The 14,837-nt window shown below is 67.5% G+C and carries 14 protein-coding genes; 7 read left to right on the forward strand and 7 right to left on the reverse strand.

The window, feature by feature from the left end; all coding sequences use genetic code 11:
• Nucleotides 1-8: 8 nt before the first annotated feature.
• Nucleotides 9-548, forward strand: coding sequence for a metallophosphoesterase family protein (locus tag ACWF99_RS30735; RefSeq protein WP_452538090.1), 540 nt, complete (start codon nucleotides 9-11; stop codon nucleotides 546-548).
• A 72-nt stretch (nucleotides 549-620) separates the two neighbouring features.
• Here ACWF99_RS30735 and ACWF99_RS30740 read toward each other — a convergent pair whose 3' ends face one another.
• Nucleotides 621-983: an Rv3235 family protein gene (locus tag ACWF99_RS30740; RefSeq protein WP_452538091.1), complete on the reverse strand. Its 363-nt coding sequence runs from the start codon at nucleotides 981-983 to the stop codon at nucleotides 621-623.
• Between the two features lie 280 nt (nucleotides 984-1,263).
• Entirely contained in the window at nucleotides 1,264-2,106 is an 843-nt protein-coding gene (locus tag ACWF99_RS30745) for a DUF72 domain-containing protein (protein WP_378639338.1), read from the reverse strand.
• Between the two features lie 167 nt (nucleotides 2,107-2,273).
• Between ACWF99_RS30745 and ACWF99_RS30750 the strand changes: the two genes are divergently transcribed.
• The 5 genes from ACWF99_RS30750 (at nucleotide 2,274) to ACWF99_RS30770 (ending at nucleotide 7,247) form a co-directional block, all read left to right on the forward strand.
• Nucleotides 2,274-3,494 (forward strand): MFS transporter, encoded by a 1,221-nt coding sequence (locus tag ACWF99_RS30750; protein WP_378639341.1) that lies wholly within the window; start codon nucleotides 2,274-2,276, stop codon nucleotides 3,492-3,494.
• A gap of 82 nt (nucleotides 3,495-3,576) precedes the next feature.
• Complete coding sequence (locus ACWF99_RS30755) at nucleotides 3,577-3,771, forward strand: hypothetical protein (protein WP_452538092.1); 195 nt, start codon at nucleotides 3,577-3,579, stop codon at nucleotides 3,769-3,771.
• 92 nt (nucleotides 3,772-3,863) lie between these two features.
• Nucleotides 3,864-4,406, forward strand: coding sequence for a YceI family protein (locus tag ACWF99_RS30760; RefSeq protein WP_378639347.1), 543 nt, complete (start codon nucleotides 3,864-3,866; stop codon nucleotides 4,404-4,406).
• 25 nt (nucleotides 4,407-4,431) lie between these two features.
• Nucleotides 4,432-5,640, forward strand: coding sequence for a L,D-transpeptidase (locus ACWF99_RS30765; RefSeq protein ID WP_452538093.1), 1,209 nt, complete (start codon nucleotides 4,432-4,434; stop codon nucleotides 5,638-5,640).
• The gene (locus tag ACWF99_RS30770; protein ID WP_452538094.1) at nucleotides 5,637-7,247 is read left to right on the forward strand and encodes an LCP family protein; all 1,611 of its coding nucleotides are present in this window, start codon (nucleotides 5,637-5,639) and stop codon (nucleotides 7,245-7,247) included. The genes ACWF99_RS30765 and ACWF99_RS30770 overlap by 4 nt, the downstream gene beginning before the upstream one ends.
• 89 nt (nucleotides 7,248-7,336) lie before the next feature.
• Here ACWF99_RS30770 and fadD32 read toward each other — a convergent pair whose 3' ends face one another.
• Both fadD32 and ACWF99_RS30780 read right to left on the reverse strand, forming a co-directional pair.
• Nucleotides 7,337-9,220 carry a long-chain-fatty-acid--AMP ligase FadD32 gene (gene fadD32 / locus ACWF99_RS30775; protein ID WP_378664315.1) on the reverse strand — a complete coding sequence of 628 codons (1,884 nt, stop codon included), beginning with the start codon at nucleotides 9,218-9,220 and terminating at the stop codon, nucleotides 7,337-7,339.
• Between the two features lie 55 nt (nucleotides 9,221-9,275).
• A complete protein-coding gene (locus ACWF99_RS30780; RefSeq protein ID WP_378639369.1) occupies nucleotides 9,276-10,523 on the reverse strand; it encodes a KasA/KasB family beta-ketoacyl-ACP synthase in 1,248 nt (415 codons plus the stop codon).
• Nucleotides 10,524-10,724: 201 nt separating this feature from the next.
• On the opposite strand from ACWF99_RS30780, the gene ACWF99_RS30785 reads away from it, so the two are divergent.
• Nucleotides 10,725-11,717 (forward strand): acyl-ACP desaturase, encoded by a 993-nt coding sequence (locus tag ACWF99_RS30785; RefSeq protein ID WP_452538095.1) that lies wholly within the window; start codon nucleotides 10,725-10,727, stop codon nucleotides 11,715-11,717.
• Between the two features lie 18 nt (nucleotides 11,718-11,735).
• Here ACWF99_RS30785 and ACWF99_RS30790 read toward each other — a convergent pair whose 3' ends face one another.
• The 3 genes from ACWF99_RS30790 to ACWF99_RS30800 all read right to left on the reverse strand — a co-directional run bounded on the left by ACWF99_RS30790 (nucleotide 11,736) and on the right by ACWF99_RS30800 (nucleotide 14,630).
• Nucleotides 11,736-13,028, reverse strand: a complete 1,293-nt coding sequence (locus ACWF99_RS30790) for a diguanylate cyclase domain-containing protein (protein WP_378639361.1) — start codon at nucleotides 13,026-13,028, stop codon at nucleotides 11,736-11,738.
• Nucleotides 13,029-13,062: 34 nt separating this feature from the next.
• Entirely contained in the window at nucleotides 13,063-13,872 is an 810-nt protein-coding gene (locus ACWF99_RS30795) for an SAM-dependent methyltransferase (RefSeq protein WP_378639364.1), read from the reverse strand.
• A gap of 92 nt (nucleotides 13,873-13,964) precedes the next feature.
• Entirely contained in the window at nucleotides 13,965-14,630 is a 666-nt protein-coding gene (locus ACWF99_RS30800; RefSeq protein WP_452538096.1) for a YdcF family protein, read from the reverse strand.
• Nucleotides 14,631-14,837 lie beyond the last annotated feature (207 nt).

Consider the following 14,837-nt stretch of genomic DNA (forward strand, 5'->3'; position numbering starts at 1 on the left):
TCGGCGGCTTGCGCCTGATCGGTCTCGACACCACGCGCAGGCGAGGTTCCGGCGGCACGATCGACCCCGACCAACTGGCCGAGCTCCGCGCGACACTCGCCGCCGACCCCGACCGCCCGACGCTGATCTTCGGACACCACCCCGCGACCCGCTACGCGGCACTGAGCAACCCCGGCGGCCCCGGTTTCGTTCTCGATCGTGCGAGCGTGGCCGCACTGCAGGCCTGCTATCGAACGACCCCTGGAGTATTCCTGCACCACAGCGGCCACACCCACCGGAATCGCCGCAGCCGCCCCGATTCCGGCCACGTCGAATATCTGGAGGTGGCTGCCGTGAAGGAGTACCCCGGGGGCTACGCCCTGCTGCGCATCTACGAACACGGCTACACCGTCCACTTCCACCGCATCGCCGCCGCGGCCGCGCTGGCCTGGACCAGCCGGACCCGCAGGCAATACTTCGGCCTTCATCCCGACCACTCTCTCGGCAGCCTTTCCGATCGCAATCACCGCGCACCCCACGACTTCTCGGGCGTCACCGCGCTGCGTTGAGGCAGTCGACAGACCTCGCTGAGGAGCTCGTCGATATCGACTTCGACATCCACGCTTCGACCGTCCCGGCGATCAGAACATCCGCACCGCGACCAAGCGCCAACTGTCCTTGGTCGCCTCGATGCGGCCCGCGATAGCGAGGGTCCGCGGCCCACGCTGATACGAGGCGAAGACTTCGGCGGCACCGTCTTGTGTCGCGGTCAGTTTCACGCGGGTCAGGGTGGCGCCGCCCAAGCCCCGGCCGGGGACCAGGTCCTGCGCGAGCATGGTGTTGATGGCGGCGAGTACTCGCGCGTCTGTGTGAGCGCGCAGGTGAGTCGACGATCTGCGCCGATCGACCACCTCCAGGAGCAGCCGGAGCACCTGCTCGGCGAATCGCTTTGCGGTCGCGACAGATTCGCCGGTAGGCGCTGCCTGCGTGCAGGACGCGCGCACTGCCCTGCGGATACTCGCCGGCGTCCCGCCCGCGGCCCTCGGGCGACCGGAACCAGTAACCCGTTGGGGCACAGCAGTATTCACGGCCACAGACCGCGGCACCTCTTCCCCACCCTCCAACCGCGGCTCGCAATGCGGCGCGGGCGACAACACCGTTCCCTCCGTAGACATGCTCGTCCCCTTCGAGTCAGCCCACCCACTCCCCAGTGGTGGCGCACAGCATGACACGGAGCTCCGACAAGTGTTCGCGAAATCAACGCAGTTTGCCGCGGATGTCCGCTCAGAACAGCGTCATCGGCTCGTCGGACTCAGGCGTCGGCTGGGCGGGCAGGTCGGGGACGATCGCACGGACCTCGTCGTGGAAGCGGCGAGCCAGGCCACGGGCCGCGGCATTGTCGGGCGTGTGCACGAAGACCGTCGGCGAGCGACCTTCGCGCAGCCACCCCGCGACCGTCTCCACCCACGGCTGCCAGCCCGCCACGGTGCGGTCGGTGTCGGCGCGCCCGTGGTAGCGCACGATCGGGTACTCGGTGAGCGCCCGCATCCGGCGCGGAACGCGAGGCTTCTTGGCCCGTGCCTCGAATTCGGAGGGGTCACCCGGTGGCCCGTCGAACAGGACCGTCGTGTCGAACGGCACCCATTCGGCCCCGATCCGCCCGAGCACCCGTTCCAGCTGCACCGCGGCCCGCTCGTCTTCGAAGAACGCTGGATGACGCACTTCCACGGCGCTGCGCAGTCCACCGGGCAGCTCGCGCTGGAAGCGCGCGAGGGCGCCGAGATCGGTCGGGCCGAACGACGCGGGCAGCTGGATCCACAACGCGTGCACCCGGGGCCCGAGCGGCGCCATCACGTCGAGGAACGCACCGAGTTCGGCGCCCGCGTCGACGAGCCGGCGCTCGTGCGTCACCGCCCTCGGCGGCTTGAGCACGAACCGGAAATCGGGCGCGGTCTGTCGCGCCCACGACTCGACGGTGGACGCGGACGGCGTCGCGTAGAACGTGGTGTTGCCCTCGACCGCACCGCAGTGCCCGGCGTAGGCACGCAAGCGCTCCCCCGGCGCGGGCAACCGCTGCTGCCACTGCGGATGCGTCCACATCGCACACCCCATCCGCAGCTCACGCACAGGCCGACGGTAATACAGCGACCGGCCGCCCCTAAAATGAGACCGGTTGCCACCAGTTCGCCCTGTGCGCGGGCGGCGGGAGTAGCGGTGTCCGGCCGAGCAGGTCGGCGACCGTACGACCGCCACATCCATGAATTCCGGTGCGCGCACAACGGAAAGGGCCTGTGATGGCGATTCTCACCACCGAGCGGCCCAGTGCTGTCTCCGTCACCCGCGCGTGGCTGGGCGTGTCCGCCGCCATGGTGGCGATCGCGTGGGGCGGCAACGAGTTCACACCACTGCTGGTGATGTACAAAGCCCACGGCCTTGCGCTGACCGCGGTCGACCTGCTGCTGTTCTACTACGTCCTCGGCATCGTGCCCGCCCTGCTCATCGGCGGCCCACTGTCCGACCGGTTCGGCCGCCGCCCGTTGATGCTGCCCGCACCGCTGATCGCCGCGGCCGGTTCGCTGCTGCTCGCGGTGGGCGCGGCCTCGGTGCCGATGCTGGCGGCCGGGCGGATGCTGTGCGGTGTCGCGCTCGGACTGGCGATGGCGGTCGGCGGCAGCTGGCTCAAGGAATTGTCGCAACCTCCGTTCGCCGCGGCTGCCACGGGCAAGGGTGCCCGGCGATCCGCGATGAGCCTGACCGCCGGGTTCGCTCTCGGCGCGGGTGTGGCGGGAACCCTCGCGCAGTGGGGTCCGCTGCCCGATTCGACCGCCTATCTCGTCAATGCGGCGCTCTGCGTCGCGACCGCGTTCTGGGTGGCCCGAACCCCGGAAACCGTGACCCGCCGAGCGAATCCGGGCAGGCTGCGCGACGACTTGAAGATCCCCGCCGCCGGGCACCGGCGGTTCCTGCGGGTGGCGGTGCCGATCGCCCTGTGGCTGTTCACCGCCAACGCCACCGCCTACGCGGTCCTGCCGACGCTGATGCTGCCGCGCGTGCAGCAGGCCCCGATCGCCTTCTCCGCCCTGGTCACCATGGTGACGCTCGGCTGCGGATTCACCATCCAATCGGTGGCGCGACGCATCGACCGTCCCGGCACCGCGCGCGCGGCGGTGGTCGCGCTCGTGCTGCTCACCACCGGCATGGTCCTGGCGGCGTGGACGGCGGCCACTTTGAGCATCTGGGTGACGCTGCTGACCGCCGTGGTGCTCGGCAGCGGCTACGGCATCGGCCTCGTCGCCGGGCTGCAGCAGATCGAACGTCTCGCGGGCCCCGGCGACCTCGCGGGCTTGAACGCGGTCTTCTACTCGGTGAGCTACCTCGGCTTCGGCGTGCCCGCGGTCCTGTCGTCCCTGCACAGCGGCCTCGGTTTCGGCTACCCCGCCATGTATCTGGTCACCGCCGCGATCGCCGCAGGTTGCCTCGCGCTCGTAGCCGCGAACTACCGCGAACGGATCTGAACGGAATCCCTCCCCGCTGAAGCCCGTCGCCCGCGCATCGGCCGACCTCGACGATCCGCGACCGCGCGTTACGGTGGATCGGGTGAGCACCGACCCCGTCGAAACCCTTCTCCGCTGGCAGGATTCCGGGGCGGTCTGGCGGGTCGTCAGCCGCAGGCCCGACTCCGTGACCGTCGCCCTCTACGAATGCACCGGCGGACAGGAAGTAGACCGCATCACCTCCACCGATCCCGCCCTCCTGCGGTTTCTCGGCGAACGCGCCACCAGCGAGGACTGACCCGCCCGCGGTGAACAGGGTTACGCTGGTTGGCGTTATCGCTTCACGCCAGTCGGCCCGCACACGGCCGGATCGCCAAGTGAGGAGAGACCATGTCGGCCCCTACCGGACTACCCGCTGGAACCTGGGTCATCGACCCCGCGCATTCGACGCTCCAGTTCTCCGTGCGTCATCTGATGGTGAGCAAAGTGCGCGGCCGCTTCACCGATTTCGCGGGCACGCTCGTGGTTCATCCCGACGGCACCGCCGACGCCGATGTCGAGATGAAGGTGGCCTCCGTCACCACCGACAACGCGCAGCGAGACGGGCACTTGGCCAGCGCCGACTTCTTCGACGTCGCCAACCACCCGATCGCCACCTTCAAGGCCACCGGTTTCAAGGCGCTGAGCACTGAATTCTCCGTCACCGGCGACTTCACCATCCGCGGCAACACCCACCCGGTGACCCTCGAGGTCGAATTCCTCGGCACCGGCCCCGGGATGGCCGACGCCCCGGTCGCCGGCTTCTCCGCGACCGCCACCATCAACCGCCGCGATTTCGGCCTCACCACCGACATACCGATGGCCGACGGCGGCGCCGTGATCGGCGACAAGATCAACCTCTCGCTCGACGTCGAGGTCGGCCTGCAGAGCTGAGCGGCACCGAGCACAGGAGGGGCGCATGTCAGGACGACGTTTTCGAGCCGGCCTAGCCGCCGGGCTCCTGGTGCTGGTCGCGGCCTGCGGCGGCTCGCCCACCGAATCCGGGACCGAATCCGCCGCCCCACCGGCGCCGGCGATCTCGGTCGCGCCGCAAGACGGCGCGACCGAGATCGATCCGCTGGGCCCGGTCCGCGTGAGTACCAGCGACGGACAGCTCACCGCGGTCACGATGACCAACGAGCAGGGCGGCACGGTCGACGGTATTTTCACCCCCGACCAGTCGGCATGGAAGCCGTCGGAACCGCTGGGCTACGGCCACACCTACACGGTCACGGCCGAGGCGGTCACCGTCACCGGCCGGGTCGGGCCGATCACCTCGTCGTTCACCACCCTGGCGCCGAACAACCAGACCAAGGTCTATTTCCGCACTACGGGCGGCACGGAACTCTCCTCGTCGGGCACCTTCGGCGTGGGCACCGTCGTCGTCGCGCACTTCGACGAGGACGTGCCCGATCGCGCGACGGCCGAGAAGTACCTGTCGGTCACCACCGATCCGCCCGTCACCGGCGCCTGGTACTGGCTCGACAACCGCAACGCCCACTGGCGCCCCGCGAACTACTACGCGCCCGGCACGAAGGTGACACTCACCGCCGACATCTACGGCAAGGATCTCGGCGGCGGCCTCTACGGGCAGGAAGACACCAAGACCAGCTTCACCATCGGCCCCTCGCACGTCTCGATCGTCGACGACAACGACAAGCAGGTGCAGGTGTACGAGAACGGCACGCTGATCAAGACCATGCCCACCTCGCTGGGCATGGGCGGCAGCCAGACCGTCGCGGGCAAGACCATCACCTTCTGGACCCAGCCGGGGGTGTACACCGTGATGGACAAGGCCAACCCGGTGATCATGGACTCCTCCACCTACGGCCTGCCGGTGAACTCCCGGCTCGGCTACAAGGAATCCATCGGCTGGGCGACCAGGATCAGCACCGACGGCATCTATCTGCACCAACTCGACGACACGATCTGGGCGCAGGGCAACACCAACGTCTCACATGGCTGCCTCAATCTCAGCGGCGAGAACGCCCGCTGGTTCTACGATTTCTCCCAACCCGGCGACGTGGTCGAGATCAGGAATACCGGCGGCGCCCCGCTCGAGGTGTGGCAGAACGGCGACTGGAGTGTGCCGTGGGAACAGTGGCAGGCAGGAAGCGCGCTGCGGTGAACGGGGACAACACCTTTCCGGCGCCGCCGCGCCGGGAGAAAACACGGCGGGAACCACAGCGCGTCGGCAGGCACGCCCCCACCGACCATCGCGCCCCACGGCACGGACGCGCTCGCCGAGCCGGGCTGATCATGGTCAGGATGCTCGTGGCGACCACCGCGCTGGCCGTCCTCGCGGGCACCGGCCTGGCCTGGTCGGCCAAGCAGGACTTCGATTCCGGCTTCACCCATTCCACCGCACTCGGTGAGGACGCCCCGCGTTCCGGGGGCGGCGCTGTCAACATCCTGTTGATCGGCCTGGACACCCGCAAGGACCTCAACGGCAACGACCTGCCGAAAGAGGTGCTCGACCAGTTGCACGCCGGTGACGGCACCGAGGGCGGCTACAACGCGAACTCGCTGATCCTGCTGCACATCCCGGCCGACAAGAGCAAGGTCGTCGCCTTCTCCATCCCCCGCGACGACTATGTGCCGGTGACGGGTATCCCCGGCTACCAGCAGATCAAGATCAAAGAGGCGTACGGGCTGAAAAAGGCCGCGGTGCAGGCGAAGCTGATCGACCAGGGCGAAAAGGATCCGGTCGTGCTGGAGCGGCGCGGCCGGGAAGCCGGACGCGCGTCCATCGTCACCACCGTCCGCAATCTCGTCGGGGTTCCGATCGACCGGTTCGCCGAGATCTCCCTCGCGGGCTTCTACGACCTGGCCACCGCGGTCGGTGGGGTCGACGTGTGTCTCAACCACGCCGTCGACGACAGCGAGTTCTCCGGCGCGAGCTTCCCCGCGGGCAGGCAGCATCTCGATGGTGCACAAGCCCTGGCGTTCGTCCGTCAACGTCACGGACTGCTCAACGGCGACCTCGACCGCACCCATCGTCAACAGGCGTTCCTCACCTCGGTTGCCAAGTCGCTCAAGGACTCCGGAACGCTGACCAACCTGAGCCAGCTCACAGAACTGATGGACGTGGCGCACCGTGACGTGGTGCTCTCCGACGGCTGGAATCTGTTCGACTTCGCCCGCGACATGGGCTCCGCCGGCTCGGTACCGGTCGAATTCCGCACGCTGCCGGTGGTGCGCTACGACGTGATCGACGGTCAGGACGTGAACATCGTCGACCCGGCCGCGATCAAACGGGAGGTGCGGGCGGCCTTCGGCCAGGAGGTGCCGGCGACCACGACCACGGCGCCGACCCCAGCGAGCGTGGTCGATGTACACAATGTGGGCACCGCGAAAGGTCAGGCGGCGGCGCTCTCGGCCGCACTGACGAGCAGGGGCTACGGTGCGGGGCTGATCGGCAACGGCGATTCGAGCGACGGCCCGTACTCGGCCATCACCTACGGCCTCGGTGCCGCCGACGATGCGCGTGCGCTGGCGGAACTTCTCGGCGGGCTGCCGGTTTCCGCGTCGCCGTCGATCGAAGACGGGCGGATCAAGGTCGCGCTCGGCGCCGACTTCACCATGCCCACCGACTTCACCATGCCCACCGAGCTGAGCCCGACCACATCGACGACCACTCCCCCCACGACCACGACGTCGGGCTCGATGCCACTGCCCGACCGGGGAAAACCGTTGTCCACCAACATCGGTGACACCATTCCCTGCGTCAACTGAGCGACCTGCGCCGCATCAGCCGGGCGCAGGTGCCGGAGCCCTCGGCGGATATCGGTCGGCCACCGGAATGCCCAGTGGCCGACCGACTCTCACTCCTCCGGTGCGTCCGGATAGGCCTGCTGCCGGTATCCACCGCGCAGCGTCCCGTCCAGATACGCGGCCTTGCAAGCCCGTCGGGCGATCTTCCCGCTCGACGTCCGCGGAATCGACCCCGCGGGCACCAGCAACAGATCACGCACCATCACCCCGTGCCTGCGGGCGATCGCCGCGCGCACCGCGTCCGTGATCGGGCCCGGCTCGAGTTTCGCCGCGCCCGTCCCTCTTTCGGCGACGATCACCAATCGCTCCGCCGCCGGATCGGACACCGCCCCGGCCTCGAGCACCGGCGCGGGCAACTGCCCCGCCTGCACCGAGAAGGCCGCGATGAAGCCGGGTCGCAGCGCCGTACTGGCCTCCTGCGCCGAGTATTCGAGATCCTGCGGATAGTGGTTGCGCCCGTCGACGATCACCAGGTCCTTCACCCGGCCGGTGATGAACAGCTCGCCGTCGTGATAGGCGCCGTAGTCGCCGGTCCGCATCCACTTCGCGTCATCGGGCGCACCCTCGGCGCGACTACCGACCGGCATGCGCGCGACCACCCGGTTGTGGAAGGTCTCCGCGGTCTCCTCCGCCCGGCCCCAGTACCCGATGCCCATATTGTCACCGTGCAGCCAGATCTCGCCGACCTCGCCGTCGCGACGCTCGACCCCGGTACCGGGATCGACGATCACCGCCCACTGTGACCGCGCCACGTATCCGCACGACACCTGCGCCACCGCGTTCTCGGCGTGCTCGTCGCACTCCACCATCCGGCCGTCGTTCAGCTGCCCGCGATCGACATAGACCACCCGCGCCTCGTCGTCGCGCTTGGTCGCCGACACGAACAGCGTCGCCTCGGCCATCCCGTAGCACGGCTTGATCGCGGTCTTGGACAGCCCGTAGGGCGCGAACGCCTCGTTGAACTTGCGCATCGAGGCCACCGACACCGGCTCACTGCCGTTGATCAGACCGATCACGTTCGACAGGTCGAGCGATTCGTCTCCCTTGGGCAACCCGCGCATCGCCGCGTGTTCGAAGGCGAAATTAGGTGCCGCCGAATAGATCTCGGCACCATCCGCTTGCGCGGCCAGCTCCTTGATCCAGCGCGAGGGCCTGCGCACGAACGCGCTGGGCGACATGATGGTGATGAACTTGCCACCGATGGTCGGCAGGATCACCGTGAGCAGCCCCATGTCGTGGAACAGCGGCAGCCAGGTGACCCCGCGGGCGTTCTCGGTGATCCCGATGGCGTCGATCATCTGCAGCAGGTTGGTCCCCACCGAGCGGTGGGTGATCTCGACACCGGCGGGCACCCTCGTGGACCCGGAGGTGTACTGCAGATACGCCACGCTGTCGATATTGATGTCGGGCCTGCGCCACCGCGTGCCGACAGTGTCGGGAATCGCCTCGACCGCGATGATTCTGGGCCTTTGCGCCGCGGGCTGTTCGCGGAAGAAGTTGCGCACGCCGGCCGCCGCGCTACCGACGGTGAGCACCGCGGCCGGTTCGCAGTCGCCGAGAACGGCGTGCAGCCGGTCGCTGTGGCCCTGCTCCTCCGGATCGAACAGGGGCACAGCCACATTCCCCGCGTACACCGCCGCGAACAGCGCGACGACATAGTCGAGGCCCTGTGGCGCCAGCACCGCCACCCGGTCGCCGGGCTGGGTCACCTGCTGCAGTCGCGCGGCCACCGCGCGCAGCCGCACGCCGAACTCACGCCAGGTCAGCTCCTGGTATTCCCCCTCACGTTCTGTCGAATAGTCGATGAAGCGATAGGCCAGGTCGTCCCCGTTGGCCTCGCTGTGTTTGTCGACGAAGTCGATCAGGGTCTGATCACCGGGAATCCGGATAGTCCCCAGTTCGTCTACATAGTCGTCGAAAGTCTCGCCGATCATTCCCAATCCTTTTCAACGCACATTGACTCCGAATCCGCCACGACAAGGCGAATCGTCAATACCGTCCGAACGAGATCGCCACGTTGTGACCGCCGAAACCGAAGGAGTTGTTCACCGCGTAATCGATGCGACCACGCCGCGCCTGACCCGACACCACGTCCAAATCGATTTCAGGGTCCTGATTGTCCAGATTCAGCGTGGGCGGCACGATGCCGTCGCGCACACTGAGCACCGTCAGCACCGATTCGAGCGCACCGACCGCGCCGATCGAATGCCCGAGAGCCGATTTCGGCGCGTACACCGAAGCGTGCGAGCCGATCGCCTTCGCGATCGCGTTGGCCTCGGCGGTGTCACCGATCGGGGTCGCGGTGGCGTGTGCGTTGATGTGGGTGACGTCGGTGCGGCTGATCCCGCCGGTCTGCATCGCCCGGGTCATCGCCCGCGCGGCGCCGGTGCCCTCGGGATCCGGTGCGACGAGATGGAATCCGTCGGAGGTGACGCCCGCGCCGAGCAGCCTGGCGTGAATCGTCGCGCCACGCGCCTTCGCGTGCTCCTCGGTTTCGATCACCATCATCGCGCCCGCCTCGCCGAAGACGAACCCGTCGCGGTCGGCGTCGAAGGGACGCGAGGCCGCCTTGGGATCGTCGTTGCGGGTGCTCATGGCTCGCATCTGCGTGAACGCCGCGATCGGCACCGCCTGGATGGAGCCCTCGACACCGCCGGTCACCACCATGTCGGCATCGCCCATCATGATCATCCGCCACGCGTTGGCGATCGCCTCCGAGCCCGACGAGCAGGCCGACACCGGCGTGGAAACCCCGGCCCGCGCACCCAATTCGATGCCGACACAGGCCGCGGGACCGTTGGGCATGATGGCCTGCACGGTCAACGGCGAGACCTTGCGGTAGCCGCCGTTGCGGAGCCGGTCGCGGGCGTAGATCAGCGATTCGGCGCCGCCGAGGCCGGTACCGATCGAGACGCCGAGCCGGTCGCGGTCCACGGCGGGACTGCCCGCGTTGCGCCACACCTCGCGGCCGAGAACCACGGCCATCTGTTCGACGTAGGACAGTTTGCGCGCCTCTTCGCGGGTGAGCGAGAGGGTGGGCGACACCTTCAGGTGGCCGCCGATCCGCACCGGCAGTTCGAAATCGTCGATGAAGGAGTCTTCCAAGACGTCGATTCCGCTCTCGCCGTTGAGCAGACCTTTCCAGGTCGAGTCGACGTCGCCCGCGATCGACGTGGTCGCCGCCAGGCTCGTGACCACGATGTCCGTCATAATTTTTCGCTCACTCTCTCTAGCTATGCCACGACTGAACGGGAACCGCTGATGGAGCTGAACTGGTGGAGCGTATATGCACACGGCGCGACGCGCCCAAATTCCGAAACAGTGCGCAGGAACACCGTGTCGTTTCCAGGCGCGATGCGCCGGGTCTATTGTGACGACGGGCAACACTACCGGACCGACGCAACTCTCGCTTTTCACTAACCGGAAAGGGCAACGAGCGTGGCCAGGAACCTGACCCAACTGGAACTACTGATCGAGCTGGAACCCATCGCCGCGAGCAATGTCGACCGCCATCTATCGATGGCCAAGGACTGGCACCCGCACGATTATGTGCCGTGGGACCGTGGCCGCAACTTCGCATCCATGGGCGGAATCGATTGGGACCCAGAACAATCCGCCCTCAGCGAACTCGCCAAGGCGGCCATGGTCACCAACCTGCTCACCGAGGACAACCTGCCCTCCTACCACCGTGAGATCGCCGAGAACTTCTCCAAGGACGGAGCCTGGGGCACCTGGGTGGGTCGCTGGACCGCCGAGGAGAACCGGCACGGGATCGTGCTGCGCGACTACCTCGTGGTGACCCGCGGGGTCGACCCGGTCGCGCTCGAACAGGCCCGAATGATCCACATGACCAACGGATATTCGGCGATGGCCGTGGTGGACGACAAGGCGCCGGGCTTCGACATCCACGCCTCGACCGGCGCCGGATTCCTGTTCTCCGTGGCCTATGTGACCTTCCAGGAACTGGCCACCAGGGTGAGCCACCGCAACACCGGTCGTGTCTGCGACGATCCGATCGCCGATCGCATGCTCGCCCGCATCGCCGCCGACGAGAACCTGCACATGATCTTCTACCGCAACCTCTGCGCCGCCTCGCTCGACCTGGCCCCCGACCAGACCATCGAGGCGATCAACACCATCGTGCAGAACTTCCAGATGCCCGGTGCGGGCATGCCCGGCTGGCGGCGCAACGGCGTGCTGATGGCCAAGCACGGCATCTACGATCTGCGCCAGCATCTCGAAGAGGTTGTGATGCCGGTGCTGCGCAAATGGAACATCTTCGAGCGCAACGACTTCGGACCTCGAGGCGAGCGTGCTCGCGAGGATCTGGCAGCCTTCCTCGATCGACTGGGCGGAGACGTTCTTCGCTTCGAGGAACAACGCGACCGCTCATTGGCGCGGGCGGCCGAGCGCGACCGGCAATCGGTCTGATCGACTACGGCCCGGCCGCTACCGGGCCGGATCCCGGCGCGCGTCGTTCTTGTTGCGGTACATCGCCGCGTCGGCGGCGTGCACCAATTCGTCTACGGCGCCGGGTAATTGCTCGAAGAACGCGGTGCCGATGCTGGCGCCGACGGCGAGCATGTGTCCGTCCACCTCGAGCGGCTCGGTGAGCGCGGACAGCAGCTCGTCGGCCAGTCGCGCCAATTGCGCTTCACCGGAACATCTTTCGACCAGCACCAGGAACTCGTCACCGCCGATGCGGGCGGCGAGCGCCTTGTCCGGGCGCACCGCTTCGCGCATCCGGTCAGCCACGACCTCGAGCACACGGTCTCCGATCGTGTGCCCCCACAGATCGTTGATCTCTTTGAACCCGTCGAGGTCCAGATAGCAGACCCCGATCGGCGGTTGCGCTTCTGCCAGCCGGTTGAACAGGTGCGGGCGGTTCGGGAGACCGGTGAGCGCGTCGTGATTGGCGTCGTGCCACAGGCGGTCGGCGAGCTGCTTGCGCTCGGTGACGTCGACCGCGACGCCGATCAGGAACTCGATACCCCCATCGGTGCCGCGCACCGCCGACATCGACAGGTCGATCGCGGTCACCCGACCGTCGGTATGCAGATGCTCGGTCTCGGTGCGGAAGCTCTCGGATTCGCCGGCGACCATCAACTGGAGTTGTTCGAACGCGAAGTTCAGGTTCTGCGGGCCCAGGATGTCGGCGACGGTCCGGCCCGGCATCGTCTCCGGGGTCTGGCCGAGCATCTGGGCCATGATGGCGTTGCAATTCACCACCTGCCCGGTCATGTCGACGGTGCCGATGCCGACGAGCGCGCCGTCGAAGACCGCCTCGAAACGGGCTTCCGACAGCGCACGGCGGTTCTCGGCCTCCTGCGCCGCGGCGAGCACCGCGGCCAGCGTGGCCTCTTGTTCGGCCAGCGCGGCGGCCCGCAGCGCCGCGGTGAAGCCTGCCGCGAAGTCAGCTGCCAGGACGATCGCCCGGTCGCGGATCTGCGGCAGCGCGGGGTCGGTCGGCCCGTCGGCGACGATCTCGACCAGATCGGCACAGATCACCGGCACCGAACGGCTCACCGCCGACGGGTCACGGTAGTTGGCGGCGACCAGCATCCGCGCCGCCCGCCGCGCGATGTCGGGATCCTCCCCACCGCGCGCCGCGTCGATCAGACCGGTGCACAGGGCAGCCAGCATCTCTTCGATCTGCGAGCGGTTGAGGGTAGGAGCTACGACGCCATCGAGGGCATCCGCCCACCGCTGCGCCAGCTCCCACGACCCCACTGCCTCATCCACCTGTCATCGTCTATCGCCCCGCCATGTCAGCGGTCTACTTCTTGATCGCGACACCGCCCATGCCGAGCGAACGGCCCGGCTTCTCGTGCTGATCACGCTCGGACTCGGGTCGCCACAACGGCAACTCGACAACGCCTGGCTCGACCGAATCCCATCCCTCGAACAACGCGACGATCTCATCCTTGGAACGGAAATGAATACCGACCTTGGACTGGTTCACCGAGTGCGTGCCCAGTTTACCGGCGTCATCGGGCCGAAGCTCGGAGGTGAGATGTGAAATGGCTATGAAACTACCCGCTGCCACCACTTCGCGCAGCGCTGCCACCTTGCCGACCGGATCGTCGGCATCGGGCACCAGATGCAGCACCGCGATCAGCAGCAACCCCACAGGGGCGTCGAAGTCGATCAATCCTGTCTCGCGTACCGCGGCGACCAGGTCGAGGGGTTTGCGCAGATCGGCCTCGATCGCACCCGCGCGCTCGTTGCCCTGCAGGATGGTTCGCGAATGAGCGACCGCCACCGGGTCGATGTCGACGTAGAGCACCGTGGCCTCCGGGTCGAGCTCGTGCACGATCTCGTGCACGTTGCCCGCGGTGGGGATGCCCGACCCGACGTCGAGGAACTGCCGGATACCGGCGTCGAGCATGAAGCGGACCGCCCGGCGCAGAAACGCGCGATTACTCAGCGCCAACCGCGGCAGGTCGGGAACCAGCCCGGTAGCCATCTCGGCGGCGTCCCGGTCGACCGCGAAGTTGTGCGAGCCGCCGAGCAAAGCGTCGTACATCCGAGCCGGACTCGGATGCTGCATATCGACACCTTCGGGCGCCCATACCGGCCGTTCCATCGAATTCCCCTGTCTGCCATTACCGCACCGCACCCTCGCAACCCGCGATGACGCCTCCCGCATCGTAATCGGCGCCACCGACATCGGCGCGGCTATCCATTAGCGAGGGTCATGTCCTCGACCGATGGTGCTGCCGGGTCTATTTTTTCGGAGCCGTACGGCTGGGCCCACAGGGGGGCCACATCCGGGGTCATAGTGGCGACGACCGGGATACCGGCCGCCATAAAATTGTCCAGCGCCCGGCGCATATGGTCGGCGGAGGTGATCAGGACAGCTTCGGTCACGCCGAGCGCTTCCATCATGCGCGCCGAGAACTCGGCATTCTGCACGGTGGAACCGGCTTCGGTTTCCGCGTGCAACCGGTGCCTGGCGACACCACGAACATTGAGCCAGTCGGCCATCACCTGCGCCTCGGTGACACCGTTGCGTGGGTTACCGCCGGTCACGATCACCGGCGAAGCGGGCGACATAAAGGCCTGAATCAGCGCCGCGTGCAAGCGATTACCCAATTCGGGCCGCATCGTGCCATCGGGCAGCAGACCGTATCCGAGCACCACGATCGCCGTCTCGGGGCCGTAGGTGGCAGGCAGCACGATCCCGGCGAGGCCGGCGACCGAACCGGCCGCGCCGATCAGCGGATCGGCGGAAGGCGCGGCGGCACCGAGTGGCGCGGTCGCGACCGCTCCGACCAGTGCGGCAGGCAGCACCAGGACGGCCGCACAACGACGCAGTGCCTGGTGGGTGAAGAGCCAGTTCATGGTGACCTCCCGAAGCGACGTCGCATCATCGTCGCCTACCGGAACCTCCGACATGCCCATTTCTGAAATGTTGACGGTTCGGACTGTTCGCCCCGGTCCAGGAGGTATCCTCGGAACGCAAAAAGGCCCTCCAACCGAAGTTGGAGGGCCTTTCGCAATGATGTTCCGGCAGTGTCCTACTCTCCCACACCCTGTCGAGTGCAGTAC

It is taken from the genome of Nocardia sp. NPDC055002 (assembly GCF_053608825.1).

Bases quoted from the DNA above. Each gene is read 5' to 3' on its own strand.
- ACWF99_RS30750 (WP_378639341.1), top strand. From the start codon at position 2,274: ATGGCGATTCTCACCACCGAGCGGCCCAGTGCTGTCTCCGTCACCCGC.
- ACWF99_RS30760 (WP_378639347.1), top strand. From the start codon at position 3,864: ATGTCGGCCCCTACCGGACTACCCGCTGGAACCTGGGTCATCGACCCC.
- ACWF99_RS30765 (WP_452538093.1), top strand. From the start codon at position 4,432: ATGTCAGGACGACGTTTTCGAGCCGGCCTAGCCGCCGGGCTCCTGGTG.
- fadD32 (WP_378664315.1), bottom strand. From the start codon at position 9,220: ATGATCGGCGAGACTTTCGACGACTATGTAGACGAACTGGGGACTATC.
- ACWF99_RS30795 (WP_378639364.1), bottom strand. From the start codon at position 13,872: ATGGAACGGCCGGTATGGGCGCCCGAAGGTGTCGATATGCAGCATCCG.
- ACWF99_RS30800 (WP_452538096.1), bottom strand. From the start codon at position 14,630: ATGAACTGGCTCTTCACCCACCAGGCACTGCGTCGTTGTGCGGCCGTC.